Genomic DNA, 15,402 nt, shown 5'->3' on the forward strand with positions numbered 1-15,402 from the left:
GACCCTCGACGGAGGCTGATCCGCCATGTCCGCAACCCTGCTCACCGCCGTAGCCCGCACCGCCGTTCCCCAGACCGCGCTGCGCCGGTTCCTCGCCCTCGACTCCGTCGTCACCACCGGCAACGGGCTCGCCTACGTGGCCTTCTCCGCACCCCTCGGTCGGCTGCTCGGCGTCGGGCAGGGGCTGCTGCTGGGGCTCGGGGTGTTCCTGGTGCTCTACGGGGCGGGCGTCGGCCTGCTGGCCTCGCGCCGGCGGCCCCCGGTCTTCCCCGTCAGGCTCGTCATCGAAGGCAACTACGCCTGGGCCGCGCTCAGCCTCGTCGCCCTCGTCGTCTGGTTCACGCCCACCACCGCCGGGGCGGTGTGGATCCCGGCGCAGGCGCTCACCGTCGCCTCCTTCGCCGTCCTCCAGCAGCTCGCGCTGCGCGCGGGTTCAGGGCGACAGTGACCGCAGGTACTTCACCGTCGCCGGGTCGGCCGGCAGGAGGGTCTCGATGGCCAGCTCGGCGACCGTCACGTCCATGGGGGTGTTGAAGGTCGAGATGGAGGACACGAAGGAGAGCAGGTGCCCGTCGTGCTCGATCCGCAGGGGGAGCGCGAGGTACGCGACGATCCCGTCCGCCCCGCCCGCCCCGTCCGGCCCGTTTTCGCCGGGGCCCTCCGCCCCCGGGGGCACCGGATAGGCCGCTACCTCCTCGTAGAGCGCGCGCAGCGGCGCCGAACGGGCCAGTGCGATCTGCCGCTCCATCTGGGCCAGCAGGTGTCCGCGCCACTCGCGGAAGTTGTGGATCCGCGGAGCGAGGCCCTCCGGGTGCAGGGTCAGCCGCATCGCGTTGAGGGGGCCGGACAGCAGGTGCTCCGGCAGTCCCTCCATCAGCATCAGGATGCCCCGGTTGGCGGCCACCACGTCGTACGTGGCGTCCACCACCAGCGCCGGATACGGTTCGTAGCCGGTCAGCAGCCGCTCCAGCCCCTCGCGCAGCACGGCCATCGAGGGGTCGTCCAGCGGGGTGTGGGCGTACCTGGGTGCGTAACCCGCCGCCACCAGAAGGGCGTTGCGGTCCCGTACCGGGACGTCCAGGTGGTCGGCGAGGCGCAGCACCATCTCCTCGCTCGGCCGGGACCGGCCCGTCTCCACGAAGCTGATGTGCCGGGAGGAGGAGTCGGCGCGGCCCGCCAGTTCCAACTGGCTGAGCCCGCGCCGCTCCCGCCAGGTGCGCAGCAGGGCGCCTACCGTCAACGGCGCAGCAGTCGTCATACCGCGACGGTAGCCCAGCCGGGAGATCGCAGCCCGTTCACCCCACGTCGAAGACGTTCCGCAGACCGAGACGGTAGCGCCACAGGTCGTGCCGCTTGGCGGACTCCACCTCGGGGGCCCGGTACAGCGGCCGGACGGTGCACCGGGGGGCCTGTGAACCATCCTTGTCCAGCAGGGAGTTGACGGCCGCGCGGGCCGAGGCGTTGGCCCCCTCCATCGTCGCCAGGTCGATGTCGACGGACACGTAGTCCCCGCTGAGGAAGAAGTTCGGGATCCGGGTGCCCGCGCTCGGCCGGTTGTGGAGGGTCCCGGTCGGGTGGATCAGCAGCTGGTCCTCATTGGTCGGACGGGGGGTGCCGATCCCGTCCACCCCCGGGTCCAGGAACCACGAGTGCAGCTTGCCGTCCGACAGCAGGGTCTTCCCGGTGTCGTTGAGCGAGGCCTTCAGCTGCGCCCACACCTCGCGGGCGACCTCCTCGCGGGTGCACTGCTTGGCCGTCTTCCCGTAGAGGATCCCGGGCTTGTCCCACTCGGAGATGTCCACCGACAGGCAGTCCACGGCCGCGCCGTCCCCGTAGTCGGCGGGGAAGTCCCGCGACGGCCAGTGTTCGGCCTGCTGGATCGCCGTCAACGACCAGGGGGAGTCGATGCAGTTGAGGTGACCGTGTACGAGGGGTGCGCGCTCGGTGAGGTAGAACTGGATGCCGGTCATCCAGTCCGTCTGCAGCAGGTCGCACCGTCCGAGCATCGGGTCGGCCGCGCGCAGCGCCGGGCTCCAGGTGCGGCGGGCGTGTTCGACGGGCAGTGCGCTGACGTAGTGGTCGGCGGTGACGGTCCGCACGGCTCCGGCCGGGTCCTCGATGAGGACCCCGCTCACCCGGCCGTCTCCGTACCGGACCTCGCGCACCGTCCACCCGATCTTGAACTCCACGCCCAGCGTGCGCAGATGGGCCTCCCACGGGTCGATCCACGCCTCGTTGGTGGGCAGGTTCAGGATCCGGTCCGGCGGGCCGTCGGCGCCGCGGCCCAGCAGGTTGAAGACGAAGGCCTCGCCGAGCGTGCCGACGGTACGGGTCGATGCCTCCTCGGCCTTGGTGGCCACGATGTTGCGGGTGACGCCGATGGCGAGGATCCGCTGGTACTCGCTCGACATCCGCGCGGCCCGGGTGAACTCCCACCACGGGGTGCGCTCCCACTGCCCGTCGCGCCGCTCGTCGCAGCTGGTGAGGAAGACCAGGGCGCGGTCGACGAAGTACGCCGTCTCGTGGAGCGGGAGGCGGACCAGCGTCTGGAGGATGCCGGTCAGGGCACGGCGCAGCTCGTCGGGGGTCAGCTCGGCGGGGGAGTGCTCCGGCCAGGGGATGGGCGCCCGCAGGTCCTCGCGGCCGGCCGCCCGGGCGAACATCATCTCGCGCGGGGCGACCAGGTTGTCCCAGACGCCGTTCGCGTTGCCGGGGAAGGGGATGCGCCGCATGGTGTCCGGCAGGTTGTGGTAGATCCCGGGGATGAAGCGGAAGCCGTGCTCGGCGGGGAGCGGCCGGCGGCCGCCCCGGGCGCTGCCGGGCACGTCCATGCTGCGGGCCTTGCCGCCGAGCGCCCGCCGCTCGTACACGGTGACGGCGTAGCCGCGTTCGGCCAGTTCGTGCGCGGCGGTGAGGCCGGCGACCCCGCCGCCGAGGACGGCCACGCGGCGCGCGTCCGCTGCCGCGGTGGTGGACATGGCCGTGGCCGCTGCAGCGGGGGCGGCCAGGCCCCCGGCGGCGGATAAGGCGCCCGCGGTGGCGGCGGCCCCCGCGATGAAGGTGCGCCTGGATTTCCCTGTGCGCGTCACGATGATGCTCCCTCGGTACCCGGCGACACCCATCGGCATTACCGGCGGTAACAGTCACGTCCGGCGCAGGAGCTTAGGCGTGGCGCGGTGGTCACGGAAGGCACGGAAGCACCCGCACGCACTATGGCGCGAAACCTTCCCTACGGCCCGGGCTGTGGGAACCTTGACTCCACGTCAGGTCAATCGGGCAGTCGCGTACGTCGCGCACGTTGCGCACATCGCGTACGTCGCGCACATCGCGTACGTCACATACGTCGTGTACGGGGAAGGAGTCTGCGGATGTCGAGAGAGCCGCTTTCGCAGAAGGAGATCGAGGACCGGCTGCGGGAACTCCCCGGCTGGGCCTTCGAAGACGACCGGATCGTCCGCACCTACCGGCTGGCCAGCCACTTCGCGGCGAGCGCACTGGTCAGCCATATCGCCGCAGTACAGGAGGAGTTGAACCATCACTCCGACCTCACCCTCGGCTACAACACCGTCCGCCTCTCCGTGAACACGCACGATGCCGGAGACGCAGTCACCGACGCCGACTTCACCCTCGCCGAGCGTGTCGAATCCCTGGCCCCCTCCCACGGCGCCGCCTGATGCCGAAAGCTCCACCGATGCCCGTGCCCGCGCCGAGACCGCTCCTCGACTACGACGCCGAAGCGGAGGCCTACGACGCCACCCGCGGCGGGGCCCCGCGCGCCGAGGCCGCCGCCGCGGCGGTCCTCGGCCTGCTCCCGCCGGCCGCCGTGACCCTGCTCGACCTCGGCTGCGGCACGGGCATCGTCACCACCCGCATCGCCGCCGCCCGCCCGGGGCTGCGCCTCCTCGGCGCGGACGCCTCGTACGGGATGGCCGCCATGGCGCGCTCCCGGGGGGTCCCGGTGGTCCTCGCCTCCGGGGCGCGGCTCCCGTTCCGCTCGGGTTCGCTCGACGCGGTGAGCGCGGTCTGGCTGCTGCACCTGCTGCGCTCACCGGGCCTGGTGGCCGCCGTGATCGCCGAGGCCGGGCGGGTGCTGCGGCCCGGCGGGACGTTCGTCACCACCGTCGACAAGGACGCCGCCCACGACGTGGGCAGCGACATCGACGCGGTGCTCGCCGAGCACCTCACCGCGACCCCCGCCGACTCCGCCCGGGCCGTCACCGGCCACGCGGCCGCGGTGGGTCTGTACCCCGCCGGCGAAGCCCTCTTCACCGGCCACGGCCAGGGCCGCACCCCGCGCGGGGCCGCCGAAGCGCTGCTCGCCGGGCGGTACGCCTCCCGGGTCCACCCGCGCGGCATCACCCCGCGCGAGCTCGCCGGCCGGCTGGAACTCCTGCCCGGACCGGACACCCCGCGCGCGGAGCCGACGTACCGGCTGCGCGGCTTCGTACGGGCCTGACGGGCGGGGCAAGGGGCGGGGGCAAGGGGCGGCGGGCCGCTGCCCCTTGCCCCCGCCCCCGCCTCAGGCGGGCTCCAGGCGCCACCACTGCGCCGGGGAATCGGTGTCCTCGCACTGCCGGGCCCGGCCCTCCGCGTCCGCCTCCAGCGGCAGACCGCTGATGGCGGCGATCAGCGAGACCACGCCGGGGTCGTCGAGGTGCTCCTCCACGACCCACTCCTGCGCCCCGAAGGCGTTCGCCTTCCACACCTGGATCCGGGTGCCGCTCTCGGTCGACGCGTTCGCGACATCGAGCCGCTTGCCGTTGTGGACGCTGACCAGGTGGAAGATCCCGCCGCCGCTGTGCACCGGGGTGATCTCCCACCGCCGGGCCGCGGCCGGCTCGCCGTCCGGCCCGACGCAGACCCGGTTGCCGCTCTCGACCTGGAGCAGCAGCCCGCTCCCGGCATTGCGGATCAGGTACACGCCGTCGGGCGCCTTCGTCTCCGTCATCGGTGGGCTCAGTAGTCGAACTCGGCCGGGTCGGGACCGATCCGGCGGCCCGCCCCACCCGCGCCGAGCGCGTCCAGCGCGGCGATGTCCCCGGCGTCCAGCGCGAAGCCGAAGACGTCCAGGTTCTCCCTGATCCGCGCCGGGGTGACCGACTTCGGGATCACGACGTTGCCCAGCTGGAGGTGCCAGCGCAGGACCACCTGCGCGGCCGAGCGGCCGTGCTTGACGGCGATCGCGGTGACGGCGGGCAGGGTGAGCAGCTCCTTGCCCTGGCCGAGCGGGGACCAGGCCTCGGTGGCGATGCCCAGGCGCGCGTGCAGGGCGCGCAGCTCGGTCTGGGGGAGGAGCGGGTGCAGCTCGATCTGGTTCACGGCCGGGACCAGGGAGCTCTCGGCGCCGAGCCGCTCCAGGTCGGCGGGGCGGAAGTTGGACACGCCGACTGCCTTGGCGCGGCCGCTCTGCGCGATCTCCTCGAAGGTCTTCCAGATGGTCAGGAAGTCGTCGCGCATCGGGCGCGGCCAGTGGATCAGGTACAGGTCGATCTCGTCGAGGCCCAGCTTGGCGAGCGAGGCGTCGAACTCGCGCAGCACGTTGTCCCGGCCCCACGTCTCGGACTTCCCGTTCCACAGCTTGGTGGTGACGAAGAGCTCCTCGCGCGGCACCCCGGCGGAGGCGATGGCCTTGCCGGTGCCCTCCTCGTTGCCGTAGACGGCAGCGGTGTCGATGCTGCGGTAGCCCGCCTCCAGAGCCGTCCGGACGGCCTGCTCCGCCTCGGCGTCCGGAACCTGCCAGACGCCGTAGCCGAGCTGGGGCATGAGCGTGCCGTTGTTGAGCTTGATGCCGGGGACCTGATTCACGTCGGTCGTTCCCTCTGGTCGTCGCTGGTGCGGGTGCTGACTCGTGCTGATTCGTACTGACTCGCGCTGACTGCCGTACGGAGGCCGGCGCGCAGGCCCGTACGACCGGCGACAACCGGCCCCCGGCGTGGCCTATTCCCGCCGTACGGGTGAATCCGTACGGCGGGAACGGGCACCCGGCGCTACGCCCCCAGGTAGGCCTCCCGGACCAGCGCGTTGGCCCGTACCTCGGCGGCCGTGCCCTCGGCGAGCACGGTGCCCAGGTCCAGGACGACCACCCGGGTGCAGAGGTCCATCACGAAGGCCACGTTGTGCTCGACGAGCAGCACCGCGCAGCCCTCCTCCCCGGCGAGCCGGCGCACGACCGCCGCGAGCTGCTCGCGTTCGGGCGCGGACATGCCCGACGCGGGCTCGTCCAGGAGCAGCACCCGGGGCGGATCGGCCACGGCGCGGGCCAGCTCGACCATCCGGGCCCGCCCCACCGGAAGACCGCCGGCGTACGAGTCCCCGAGCGCGCCGATGCCGCAGTCGGCCAGCACCTGCGCGGCCCGCTCCCGCCGCTCCCGCTCCCGGCGGCGCCGGGCGGGCGAGGCGACCAGATCGGCGGCGAGACCGCCGCCCCCGCCCCGCCACTCCTGCGCGACGAGGACGTTGTCGGCCACGCTGAGCTGACCGAACAACTGCTGGCGCTGGAAGGTCCGGCGCATCCCGTGCCGGGCCCGCCAGACGGGGGAGCGCCGGGTGACGTCCACCCCGTCGAGCAGCATCCGGCCCTGGTCGGGCCGCCGGATCCCGGACAGCACGTCGAACAGGGTGGTCTTCCCGGCCCCGTTCGGCCCGATCAGCCCGCACACCTCGCCGGCCCGGATCCCCAGGTCCACACCGGTCAGCGCCTTGACCCCGCCGAAGCGGACACTGACGCCGCGGGCCTCCAGCACATAGGGGTCCGTCGTCATGTCGCCATCCCCAGGTAGGCCTCGGTCAGCCGGTCCGCCTCCACCTCGGAGCGCGGGCCGCACCAGGAGACCCGGCCCTGCGCGAGGTAGGCGACGGTGTCGGCGATCCCGAGGATCTCGGCCGCCTTCTCCTCCACCAGCAGCAGCGCGGTCCCCGCGGCGCGGAGCTCCATGAGCAGCCCGTACACCTCGTCCACCACGCGCGGGGCGAGCCCCAGGGAGGGCTCGTCCGCGATCAGCACCCCGGGCGGGCGCTGCAACAGCGGTGCGAGGGCCAGCATTTGCTGTTCACCGCCGGACAACGACCCGGCGGAGACGGTGCGCCGCTCGCGCAGCCGGGGGAACCGGTCGTAGACGGCGTCCCGTTCGTCGGCGTCCCTCAGGTAGAGGGCGAGGTTCTCCTCGATGCTGAGCGAGGGGAAGATGCCCCGGCCCTCGGGTGCGAGCAGCACCCCCGCCCGGGACCGGCCCACGGCGCCGTCGCGAGTGGCGTCGCGCCCGTCGACGAGTACGGCTCCGCGGGTCACCGGCAGCGCTCCGGCCGCGACCCGGCAGGCGGTGCTCTTCCCGGCCCCGTTGGGCCCGAGCACGGCAAGGATCTCGCCGCGCCGCACGACGAGGTCCACGCCGTGCAGCACGAGCCCCCCGTCGTACCCGGCGGTGACGCCGCGCAGCTCCAGCGCGGGCGGCTCCGCCGGTGGCGCCGGGGTGAGCCCGGCTGCGGGTGTTTGCCCTGCGGGCGGCTGTTCCCCCACCCCACCCCTTCCCGAAACTGGGGCGCTGCCCCAGCCCCCGGCGACCAGATCAGCCCCTCCGGCGTTTGAGGAGCGGGGGTCCGGGGGCGGAGCCCCCGAAGGGTCCGGGCGGAGCCCGGTTTCGGGAAGGGGCGGGGTGGGGGACAGCCCCGCAGGGCCCACCCCGGCTCCGCCACCAGCCCGGGCCGCGGGAACGGCTCCGGCTCCGGCCCCGGGCTCGGCCCCGGCCCCGGCCGCGGGAACGGCGATGGCCTCGGCCCCGGCCCCGGCCGCGGGAACGGCGATGGCCTCGGCCTTGCCGGTGCCCCGCGCTGCGGGCACGGCCGAGGCTCCGGCCCGGCGGCGGGCCAACCGCACCGGCACCGCCGCGCAATACCCGTCGGGATCGTTGGCCAAGGCCAACCCCGCGAGCCCGAACAGGATCACCGGCAGGTGCGCCGACTCCGTCACGTAGTCCGCCATGATCCGCGGAGCGACGGCGAAGACCAGCCCCGCCACCACCGCGTACTGCGGCCTGCGCACACCCGCCGCGACGACCACCGCCAGCCACACCAGCCCGGTCATCGCCGTGAAGTCCGTAGCGGTGATGCGGGTGTTGTACGAGGCGTACATGACGCCCCCGAAGCCGGCCAGCCCCGCCGACAGCGTGAACAGCAGCAGCTTCGTCCGCAGCACGGACACCCCGGAGGCCATCGCGGCCGCGGGAGCCGACCGTACAGCGAGGATCGCCCGGCCCGAGGGGGAGCCCCGCAGCGCGCTCAGCCCGGCGGCGACCGCTGCGACCAGGAGGACCAGCGCCACCCCCAGCGCCCGGTCGTCGGAGAGGTCCACCGGCCCGATGACCGGGCGCGGGATCGACCAGCCGGAGTCCCCGTTGCGCAGCCACCGGATCTGGAACAGCACCTGGTCCGCCAGGAAGGCCAGGGCCAGCGTAGCCAGCGCCAGGGAGCGCCCGCCGAGCCGTAGCGCGGGCAGGGCGACCAGGGCTCCCAGGACGGCGGCCACGCACGTGCCGACCGCCAGCGCCGCGATGAACGGCCACCCGCGGCTCATCAGCAGTCCCGCCACCAGCGCGGCCCCGGTCACGAAGGTGCCCTGGGCCAGGGACACCATCGCGCCGAGCCCGGTGACCACGGTGAAGGACATGAACACCAGGGCCAGCGCGAGCCCTTGGGCGAGGAGCCCGCTCCAGAAGGGGGTGGTCACGGTGTAGAAGGAGGCGCCCAGCAGGACACCGCCCACCGCCCACACCCCCCAGCGCCGTACCCACGGGGCCCCGGCCAGATGGTCCGGCGAGGCCACGTCCACAGCGGCGGTCCCGGCCGCCCGGGCCCGCCGGGTGAGCACCAGCAGCCCCCCGAAGAGGATCAGGAAGGGCACGGCCGTCCTGAAGCCGGTGATGGAGTCGGCGAAGGACGCGTAGCCGACGACCAGGTTCTGCAGGACCCCGAGCCCCAGCCCGCCCGCGAAGGCGAGCGGTACGGAGGCGAACCGCCCGATCACGGCCGCGGTGGCCGACACGAACAGGAACAGCGTGAAATCGTGCGCGGACAGCCCGAGCAGCGGCGTCGCCAGGACCCCCGCCAGCCCGGCCAGCCCCGACGCGATCATCCACGCCACCGAGGACAGCCGGTCGGCGTCGATCCCGCGCAGCTCGGTGAGCGAGCGGTTGTCGACGGCGGCCCGCAGCCGCAGCCCCAGCCGGGTGTGCCGCATCAGCACCCACAGGGCGACCGCCACCAGGGCCGTGGCCACCCAGGTGATCAGCTGGTCGGAGTCGATGCCCACGTCGGCGGTGAGCTGCCAGGACGTGGCGGGGCTCGGCCCCACGCCCGGCAGCCCGAACTGGTTCTCCGCCGGCTTGAGCGGCGCCCCCGCGTCGGTCAGGAGCTCCACCGTCCACAGCCCGGCCGCCGGCAGGGCCACCAGCAGACCGATGGTGGCCACGATCTGCGCCGTCTCGCCGACCTGCGCGAGCCGCCGGAACATCAGCCGGTCCAGCGCCCACCCGAGCCCGGGGGCCAGGACGAGGACCACCAGCAGCGCCGCCGGGACGGCCGGCCAGCCGAGCCCGGAGTGCAGTTCGTAGAAGGTGAGCGCAGACAGGTAGGCGGTGGCCCCGTGCGCGAAGTTGAACAGCCCGGACGCCGAGTACGACAGCACCAGCCCGGTGGCCAGCAGTGCGTACAGGGCGCCGGACACCAGACCGCTCAGTACGAAGGCGAGCAGATCTCCCATTCCGTTTCCCGTACCCCTACTTGAAGGGGATGGGCTCGTAGCACTTGAACGGTACGGAGACCTCGTACGCGCCGTTCTTCAGCTGTACGAGCGCCCCGCAGCCGAAGCTGTCCTTCTGGCCCTTGGGCTCCGCGCGGTTGCCGACGAGGGTGCCGGTGTCGGAGAAGCCCTGCGCGGCGGCCTGGAAGGACTCGACGGTCAGGCCCTTGCCCGCCTTCTGCGCGATGGACACGAACAGGTCGGCCGACATGTACCCGGTCATCATGTGCATGTTGAGCGGCACGTCCAGCCCGCCCGACGCGGCCTTGATGTCGGCCTTGAACTGGGCCATCTTCGGGCTCGTCGACTCGAACGGCTCGAACTGGAGCAGGACGTGCACGCCGTCGAGGGCCTGCTTGGTGGCGTCCTGGGCGAGCAGACCCGGGTCGTAGTCGGTCGGGTCGGAGAGCAGGCCCTTGTACCCGCTGCGCTTGAGCGAGGTGAACAGCCCGATGTTGTTGGGGGTCTGCATGACGGAGACGACCGCGTCCGGGGCCTTGCCGCCGTTGCTTTCGAGGATCTCCTTGACGTACGCCGACCAGTCGCTCGGCACGGCGGTGCCGGGCACCGAGGCCTTGGCGTAGGAGACCTTGAACCCGGCGCTGGTGAAGCCCTGCTGGAAGGTGCGCACGCCGAACTTTCCGGCGTCGCTGTCGTTGGCGATGATCGCGACCGACTTGCCCGCGGCGCCGCCGAGGATCTGGCCGATGCCCTCGGGCCAGGTCTGGTTGATGGTGCCGCCGGGGGTGGGGACGAGGCAGCCGTTGAACCCGTAGATGTACTTGGGCCCGCAGAAGGAGGGGAGCGTGCCCCAGCCGAAGGTGGGTACCTTCTCCTGCTCCAGGAAGTCGGCGCCGGTGAAGGTGACCGAGCTCATGGGGGAGACCGCGAAGACCTTGTCCTGCTGGACGAGTTTGCGGGCCGCGGCCAGGTTCTTGGCGGGGTCCTGCCCGTCGTCCTCGGCGCCGATGTAGTCGATCTTGAGGCCGTTGATCCCGCCCTCGGCGTTGGCCCTCATGTAGCGGGCCTTCGCCCCGAGGTCGGTGGCCTTCTTGCTGTAGCCGCTGGCGCTGGTCATCGACACGATGCCGCCGACTTTGATCGAGTCGGCGGTCACCCCGCGGGAGTTGCCGCCGGCTACTCCCGGCTTGTCGGTGGAGGCGCCGTTGGAGGCGGAGTTGCAGGCGGAGACGAGCGCGAGCGCTGCCGCCGCGGCGGCCAGGGTGCGGATCGGTCGCAACATGTGTGGATCCCCTCCGGTCGGAATCCCCGAATTCTGTGCGTGACCTGACGCATCGTCAATATCAACGACGAGTAAAGTGACGCCCCGTCAGGTAACGGTTCGGACGTTGGGGTGATCGCGCCGCGCGGCCGTCAGGACTGGTAGAGGGCCGCCACCTCCTTGGCATAGGCCTTCTCTATGGCCCGCCGCTTCAGCTTCAGCGAGGGCGTCAGCAGCCCCCGCTCCTCGGTGAACTGCTCGCCCAGGATGCGGAACGTGCGGATCGACTCGGCCTGGGAGACCAGGGTGTTCGCCGCCACCACCGACCGCCGGACCTCCGCCGCCAGATCGGGGTCGAGCACCAGCTCCGCCGCCGTCGGCACCCGGGGGCGGCCGCGCATCGCCATCCAGTGCGCGACCCCCTCCATGTCCAGGGTGAGCAGGGCCGCGATGTACGGCCGGTCGTTGCCCACCAGGACGCACTGGGAGACGAGCGGGTGCGAGCGGACCCGCTCCTCCAGGGCGGCCGGGGCGACGCTCTTGCCGTTGGAGGTCACCAGGATCTCCTTCTTGCGCCCCGTGATCGTGAGGTACCCGTCCGCGTCGAGACGCCCCAGGTCCCCCGTGGCCAGCCAGCCGTCCCGCAGGACGGCCTCCGTGGCCTGCGGGTCGTTCAGGTACCCGGAGAAGACGTGGGCGCCGTACAGCCAGATCTCCCCGTCCTCGGCGATGTGCACCGTACCGCCGGGGATCGGCCGCCCGACGGTGCCGTACTTGGTGGCCCCGGGCGGGTTCGCGGTGGCCGCCGCGCAGGACTCGGTGAGCCCGTAGCCCTCGAAGACCGTCACCCCGGCGCCGTCGAAGAACAGCCCCAGCCGGCGCGACATCGCGGAACCGCCCGACATGGCGTACCGCACCCGGCCGCCCAGCGCCTCGCGGACCTTCCCGTACACCAGCTTCTCGAAGAGCTGGTGCTCCATGCGCAGCTTCGCCGAGGGCCCGGGCCCGGCGCCGAAGGCCTTCTGCTCGCGCGCCTCCGCGTACCGTACGGCCGTCTCCACCGCCCGGTCGAAGGGCCCCGTCCGGCCCTCTGTCTCGGCCTTGCGGCGGGCGGCGGCGAAGACCTTCTCGAAGACGTACGGCACCCCGAGCACGAACGTCGGCCGGAACGCGGCGAGGTCCGGCAGCAGCTCGGCCGCCGCCAGCACCGGCTGGTGCCCGAGCTTCACCCGGGCGCGGACGGCCGCCACCTCCACCATCCGCCCGAAGACGTGGGCGAGCGGCAGGAACAGCAGGGTGGACGGCTGCTCGCCGGGCCCGGCCTGGAAGACGGACTCCCACCGGGTCACCATCGTGTCGGCCTCGAACATGAAATTGCCGTGGGTCAGCACACAGCCCTTGGGACGGCCCGTGGTCCCCGAGGTGTAGATGACGGTGGCCGTCGCGTCGGGCGTCACGGCGCTCCGGTGGCGGTGCACGACGTCCTCGGCGACCTGGAGCCCGTCCGCGACGAGCCCGTCCACGGCGCCCGCGTCCAGCTGCCACAGCCGGCGCAGCATCGGCAGCCGCTCGATCACCGACCCGACGGTCATGGCCTGGTCCTCGTCCTCCACCACACAGGCCGTGCACTCGGCGTCGTAGAGGATCCAGTGCACCTGCTCGGCGGAGGACGAGGGATAGACGGGCACCGGCTGGGCGCCGATCGCCCACAGGGCGAAGTCGAAGAGCGTCCACTCGTACCGGGTACGGGACATGATCGCGACCCGGTCCCCGAAGCGGATGCCCTGCGCCAGCAGCCCCTTGGCGAGCCCGAGCACCTCGGAGGCCAGCTCGCCCGAGGTCACGTCCCCCCAGACCCCGCCCGACTTGCGGCCGAGCACGACCCGGCCGGGGTCCTCGCGCGCGTGCAGGAAGACGGCATCGGCCAGACCGCCGACGGGTGAGCCCGTGACGACCGGCGGGACGGTGATCTCGTGCAAGGCCCGCTCCTCTCCGTACGGCGCGGCGACGCTATCCCACGCCTACCCGAGGGTGATCAGGGAAGGAAGACCTCCACAAGACCTCCCCAGCGGCGTGCCCGGGGCGTGCCCTGGGCGTGCCCCGGGCAGTGACCACGGAGAGGCCCCCCGGGGGCTCTGCTTCGGCTTCGGCTCCGGCTGTGCGGGCCCCGCCCCCTACGCGGCGCGCGTCAGCCGGTCCGCGCCCGACAGGATCGCCGCGGCCAGGGCCTCCGCCGCGGCGGAGCCGCGGGCACCCCGCAGCAGTGCGAACTCCACCGTCCCGAGGTCCGGCAGGCCGCCCACCCGGACCAGCCCCGGCGGGATCAGTCCGCGCGTATGGGCCATCACGCCCAGCCCCGCCCGCGCCGCCGCGATCAGGCCGCTCAGGCTGCCGCTCGTACAGGCGATCCGCCACGGCCGCCCGTCCGCCTGCAAGACGTCCAGCGCCCGCGCCCGCGTGATCCCCGGCGGCGGGAAGACGATCAGCGGCACCGGCCGGTCCGGGTCCACCCGCAGCCCCTCCGCCCCGATCCACACCATCCGGTCCCGCCACACCAGCCGGCCCCGCTCGTCGCCGTCCCCGCGCCGCTTGGCGAGTACGAGGTCCAGCCGCCCCGCGTCCAGCCGCTCGTGCAGGGTCCCCGACAGCTCCACGGACAGCTCCAGCTCCACCTCGGGGTGCTCGTGTCGGAAGGCCTCCAGGATCTCCGGCAGCCGGGTCAGCACGAAGTCCTCCGAGGCGCCGAAGCGCAGCCGGCCCCGGATCCGCGTCCCCGCGAAGAAGGCCGCCGCGCGCTCGTTCGTCTCCAGGATCGAGCGGGCGAAACCGAGCAGCGCCTCGCCGTCCTCGGTGAGTTCCACGCTGTGTGTGTCGCGCAGGAAGAGGGGCCGGCCCGTGGCCTCCTCCAGCCGGCGCACGTGCTGGCTGACGGTGGACTGGCGGACGCCGAGCCGGGCGGCGGCCTGCGTGAAGCTCAGGGTCTGGGCGACGGTGAGGAAGGTGCGCAGCTGAACGGAGTCGTACACGCCGCCCACCCTACTCCCGCTCATCACGTTCCGTGATGACAGTGAGAGCGGTGTACGGGTTTCCCGATCACCGTCGTACCCCGAAGATGAGATGAAAGGGGCTCTGACCCGCACCACGCCACACCGTCGCACCCGCCCCGCCCGGCCCCGCCGGCCCGCCCGCCCCGCCCTCCCGCCGACCTCAGCAAGTGAGCATCCGCATGCGCCGCCCGCACCTCCCCGCCCGGCTCCCCGTGGACCCGTTCATCACGGGTCTGCTCGCCACCGTCGGCCTCGCCGCCCTGCTGCCCGCCCGCGGCGCGGCCGCCTCCGTGGCCGAGGCCGCCTCCACCGCGGCGGTGGCCCTGCTCTTCTTCCTCTACGGCGCCCGGCTCTCCACCCGCGAAGCCCTCGACGGCATGCGCCACTGGCGGCTCCACCTCACCGTGCTCGCCTCCACCTTCCTCCTCTTCCCCCTCCTGGGCCTCGCCGCGCACGCCCTGGTCCCCACCGTCCTCACGCCGCCCCTCTACAGCGGCCTGCTCTTCCTCTGCCTGGTGCCCTCCACCATCCAGTCCTCCATCGCCTTCACCTCGATCGCCCGCGGCAACGTCCCCGCCGCGATCTGCGCGGGCTCCTTCTCCAGCCTCATCGGCATCTTCCTGACGCCCCTCCTCGCCGCCGGCCTGCTCGGCAACAGCGCGGGCGGCTTCTCTCCCGACTCGCTGCTGAAGATCGTCCTCCAGCTGCTCCTGCCCTTCCTCCTCGGCCAGGCCCTGCGCCCCTGGGTCGGCGGCTTCCTCGTCCGCAACAGATCAGTCCTCGGCCGCGTCGACCGCGGCTCGATCCTGCTCGTCGTCTACACCGCCTTCAGCGCGGGCATGGTTGCCGGGATCTGGCGCCAGGTCAGCCTGCCGCGACTCGGCGGGCTGATGGCCGTGGAGGCGGTCATCCTCGCCGTGATGCTGGCCGCCACCTGGTACGGGGCCAAGCGCCTCGGCTTCACCCGCGAGGACCGGATCGCCATCCAGTTCGCGGGGTCGAAGAAGAGCCTGGCCGCCGGACTCCCCATGGCCAGCGTGCTGTTCGGCGCCCAGGCGAGCCTCGCCGTGCTGCCGCTGATGCTCTTCCACCAGATGCAGCTGATGGTCTGCGCGATACTGGCCCGCCGCCGCGCGCGCGACCCCCGGGCTCCGCAGGAGCAGCAGGCTCCACAGAACCCGCAGGACCAGCAGGCTCCACAGGACCCGCACGCCACGCCGAACCCGCAGGACCCGCGCGCCACGCCGAACCCGCAGGCCACGCACGCCACGTAGCGGCCCGAACTCGCCGCCGGGCATGTGGCGGAGGTCTCGCACACCCCCCAACACCCGGTCCCGCAG

General features: G+C 73.0%; 13 protein-coding genes. 4 read left to right on the forward strand and 9 right to left on the reverse strand.

The window, feature by feature from the left end; genetic code table 11:
* Positions 1–25 precede the first annotated feature (25 nt).
* Complete coding sequence (locus tag MTF69_RS27815; RefSeq protein ID WP_243338906.1) at positions 26–448, forward strand: hypothetical protein; 423 nt, start codon at positions 26–28, stop codon at positions 446–448.
* Here the strand turns inward: MTF69_RS27815 and MTF69_RS27820 are convergent.
* Positions 434–1,258, reverse strand: a complete 825-nt coding sequence (locus MTF69_RS27820; protein WP_243338907.1) for a helix-turn-helix domain-containing protein — start codon at positions 1,256–1,258, stop codon at positions 434–436. The genes MTF69_RS27815 and MTF69_RS27820 overlap by 15 nt on opposite strands.
* A gap of 37 nt (positions 1,259–1,295) precedes the next feature.
* Entirely contained in the window at positions 1,296–2,978 is a 1,683-nt protein-coding gene (locus tag MTF69_RS27825) for an FAD-dependent oxidoreductase (protein WP_279346368.1), read from the reverse strand.
* Positions 2,979–3,368: 390 nt separating this feature from the next.
* Here MTF69_RS27825 and MTF69_RS27830 point away from each other — a divergent pair, with 390 nt between their 5' ends.
* Both MTF69_RS27830 and MTF69_RS27835 read left to right on the forward strand, forming a co-directional pair.
* Complete coding sequence (locus tag MTF69_RS27830; RefSeq protein WP_243338909.1) at positions 3,369–3,674, forward strand: 4a-hydroxytetrahydrobiopterin dehydratase; 306 nt, start codon at positions 3,369–3,371, stop codon at positions 3,672–3,674.
* A gap of 17 nt (positions 3,675–3,691) precedes the next feature.
* Positions 3,692–4,456 (forward strand): class I SAM-dependent methyltransferase, encoded by a 765-nt coding sequence (locus MTF69_RS27835; protein WP_243338910.1) that lies wholly within the window; start codon positions 3,692–3,694, stop codon positions 4,454–4,456.
* Positions 4,457–4,519: 63 nt separating this feature from the next.
* Here MTF69_RS27835 and MTF69_RS27840 read toward each other — a convergent pair whose 3' ends face one another.
* The 7 genes from MTF69_RS27840 to MTF69_RS27870 all read right to left on the reverse strand — a co-directional run bounded on the left by MTF69_RS27840 (position 4,520) and on the right by MTF69_RS27870 (position 14,041).
* Positions 4,520–4,948: an RICIN domain-containing protein gene (locus tag MTF69_RS27840; RefSeq protein WP_243338911.1), complete on the reverse strand. Its 429-nt coding sequence runs from the start codon at positions 4,946–4,948 to the stop codon at positions 4,520–4,522.
* 8 nt (positions 4,949–4,956) lie between these two features.
* Positions 4,957–5,805 (reverse strand): aldo/keto reductase, encoded by an 849-nt coding sequence (locus tag MTF69_RS27845; protein ID WP_308401463.1) that lies wholly within the window; start codon positions 5,803–5,805, stop codon positions 4,957–4,959.
* Between the two features lie 182 nt (positions 5,806–5,987).
* Complete coding sequence (locus MTF69_RS27850) at positions 5,988–6,761, reverse strand: ABC transporter ATP-binding protein (protein WP_243338912.1); 774 nt, start codon at positions 6,759–6,761, stop codon at positions 5,988–5,990.
* Positions 6,758–9,754, reverse strand: coding sequence for an ATP-binding cassette domain-containing protein (locus MTF69_RS27855; RefSeq protein WP_243338913.1), 2,997 nt, complete (start codon positions 9,752–9,754; stop codon positions 6,758–6,760). The genes MTF69_RS27850 and MTF69_RS27855 overlap by 4 nt, the downstream gene beginning before the upstream one ends.
* A 16-nt stretch (positions 9,755–9,770) precedes the next feature.
* Positions 9,771–11,036 (reverse strand): ABC transporter substrate-binding protein, encoded by a 1,266-nt coding sequence (locus MTF69_RS27860; RefSeq protein WP_243338914.1) that lies wholly within the window; start codon positions 11,034–11,036, stop codon positions 9,771–9,773.
* Between the two features lie 131 nt (positions 11,037–11,167).
* Positions 11,168–12,994 (reverse strand): long-chain fatty acid--CoA ligase, encoded by a 1,827-nt coding sequence (locus MTF69_RS27865; protein WP_243338915.1) that lies wholly within the window; start codon positions 12,992–12,994, stop codon positions 11,168–11,170.
* A 195-nt stretch (positions 12,995–13,189) separates the two neighbouring features.
* Entirely contained in the window at positions 13,190–14,041 is an 852-nt protein-coding gene (locus tag MTF69_RS27870; RefSeq protein WP_243338916.1) for a LysR substrate-binding domain-containing protein, read from the reverse strand.
* A gap of 200 nt (positions 14,042–14,241) precedes the next feature.
* Between MTF69_RS27870 and MTF69_RS27875 the strand changes: the two genes are divergently transcribed.
* Positions 14,242–15,336 carry a bile acid:sodium symporter family protein gene (locus MTF69_RS27875; RefSeq protein WP_243339053.1) on the forward strand — a complete coding sequence of 365 codons (1,095 nt, stop codon included), beginning with the start codon at positions 14,242–14,244 and terminating at the stop codon, positions 15,334–15,336.
* The last annotated feature ends 66 nt before the right edge of the window (positions 15,337–15,402 follow it).

Source organism: Streptomyces sp. AP-93 (assembly GCF_022808175.1).
GTDB lineage: Bacteria > Actinomycetota > Actinomycetes > Streptomycetales > Streptomycetaceae > Streptomyces.

Excerpts from the sequence above, each read along its gene's own strand:
- MTF69_RS27840 (WP_243338911.1), bottom strand. The coding sequence starts at position 4,948 with ATGACGGAGACGAAGGCGCCCGACGGCGTGTACCTGATCCGCAATGCC.
- MTF69_RS27835 (WP_243338910.1), top strand. The coding sequence starts at position 3,692 with ATGCCCGTGCCCGCGCCGAGACCGCTCCTCGACTACGACGCCGAAGCG.
- MTF69_RS27875 (WP_243339053.1), top strand. The coding sequence starts at position 14,242 with ATGCGCCGCCCGCACCTCCCCGCCCGGCTCCCCGTGGACCCGTTCATC.
- MTF69_RS27855 (WP_243338913.1), bottom strand. The coding sequence starts at position 9,754 with ATGGGAGATCTGCTCGCCTTCGTACTGAGCGGTCTGGTGTCCGGCGCC.
- MTF69_RS27825 (WP_279346368.1), bottom strand. The coding sequence starts at position 2,978 with ATGTCCACCACCGCGGCAGCGGACGCGCGCCGCGTGGCCGTCCTCGGC.
- MTF69_RS27860 (WP_243338914.1), bottom strand. The coding sequence starts at position 11,036 with ATGTTGCGACCGATCCGCACCCTGGCCGCCGCGGCGGCAGCGCTCGCG.
- MTF69_RS27830 (WP_243338909.1), top strand. The coding sequence starts at position 3,369 with ATGTCGAGAGAGCCGCTTTCGCAGAAGGAGATCGAGGACCGGCTGCGG.
- MTF69_RS27820 (WP_243338907.1), bottom strand. The coding sequence starts at position 1,258 with ATGACGACTGCTGCGCCGTTGACGGTAGGCGCCCTGCTGCGCACCTGG.
- MTF69_RS27850 (WP_243338912.1), bottom strand. The coding sequence starts at position 6,761 with ATGACGACGGACCCCTATGTGCTGGAGGCCCGCGGCGTCAGTGTCCGC.
- MTF69_RS27815 (WP_243338906.1), top strand. The coding sequence starts at position 26 with ATGTCCGCAACCCTGCTCACCGCCGTAGCCCGCACCGCCGTTCCCCAG.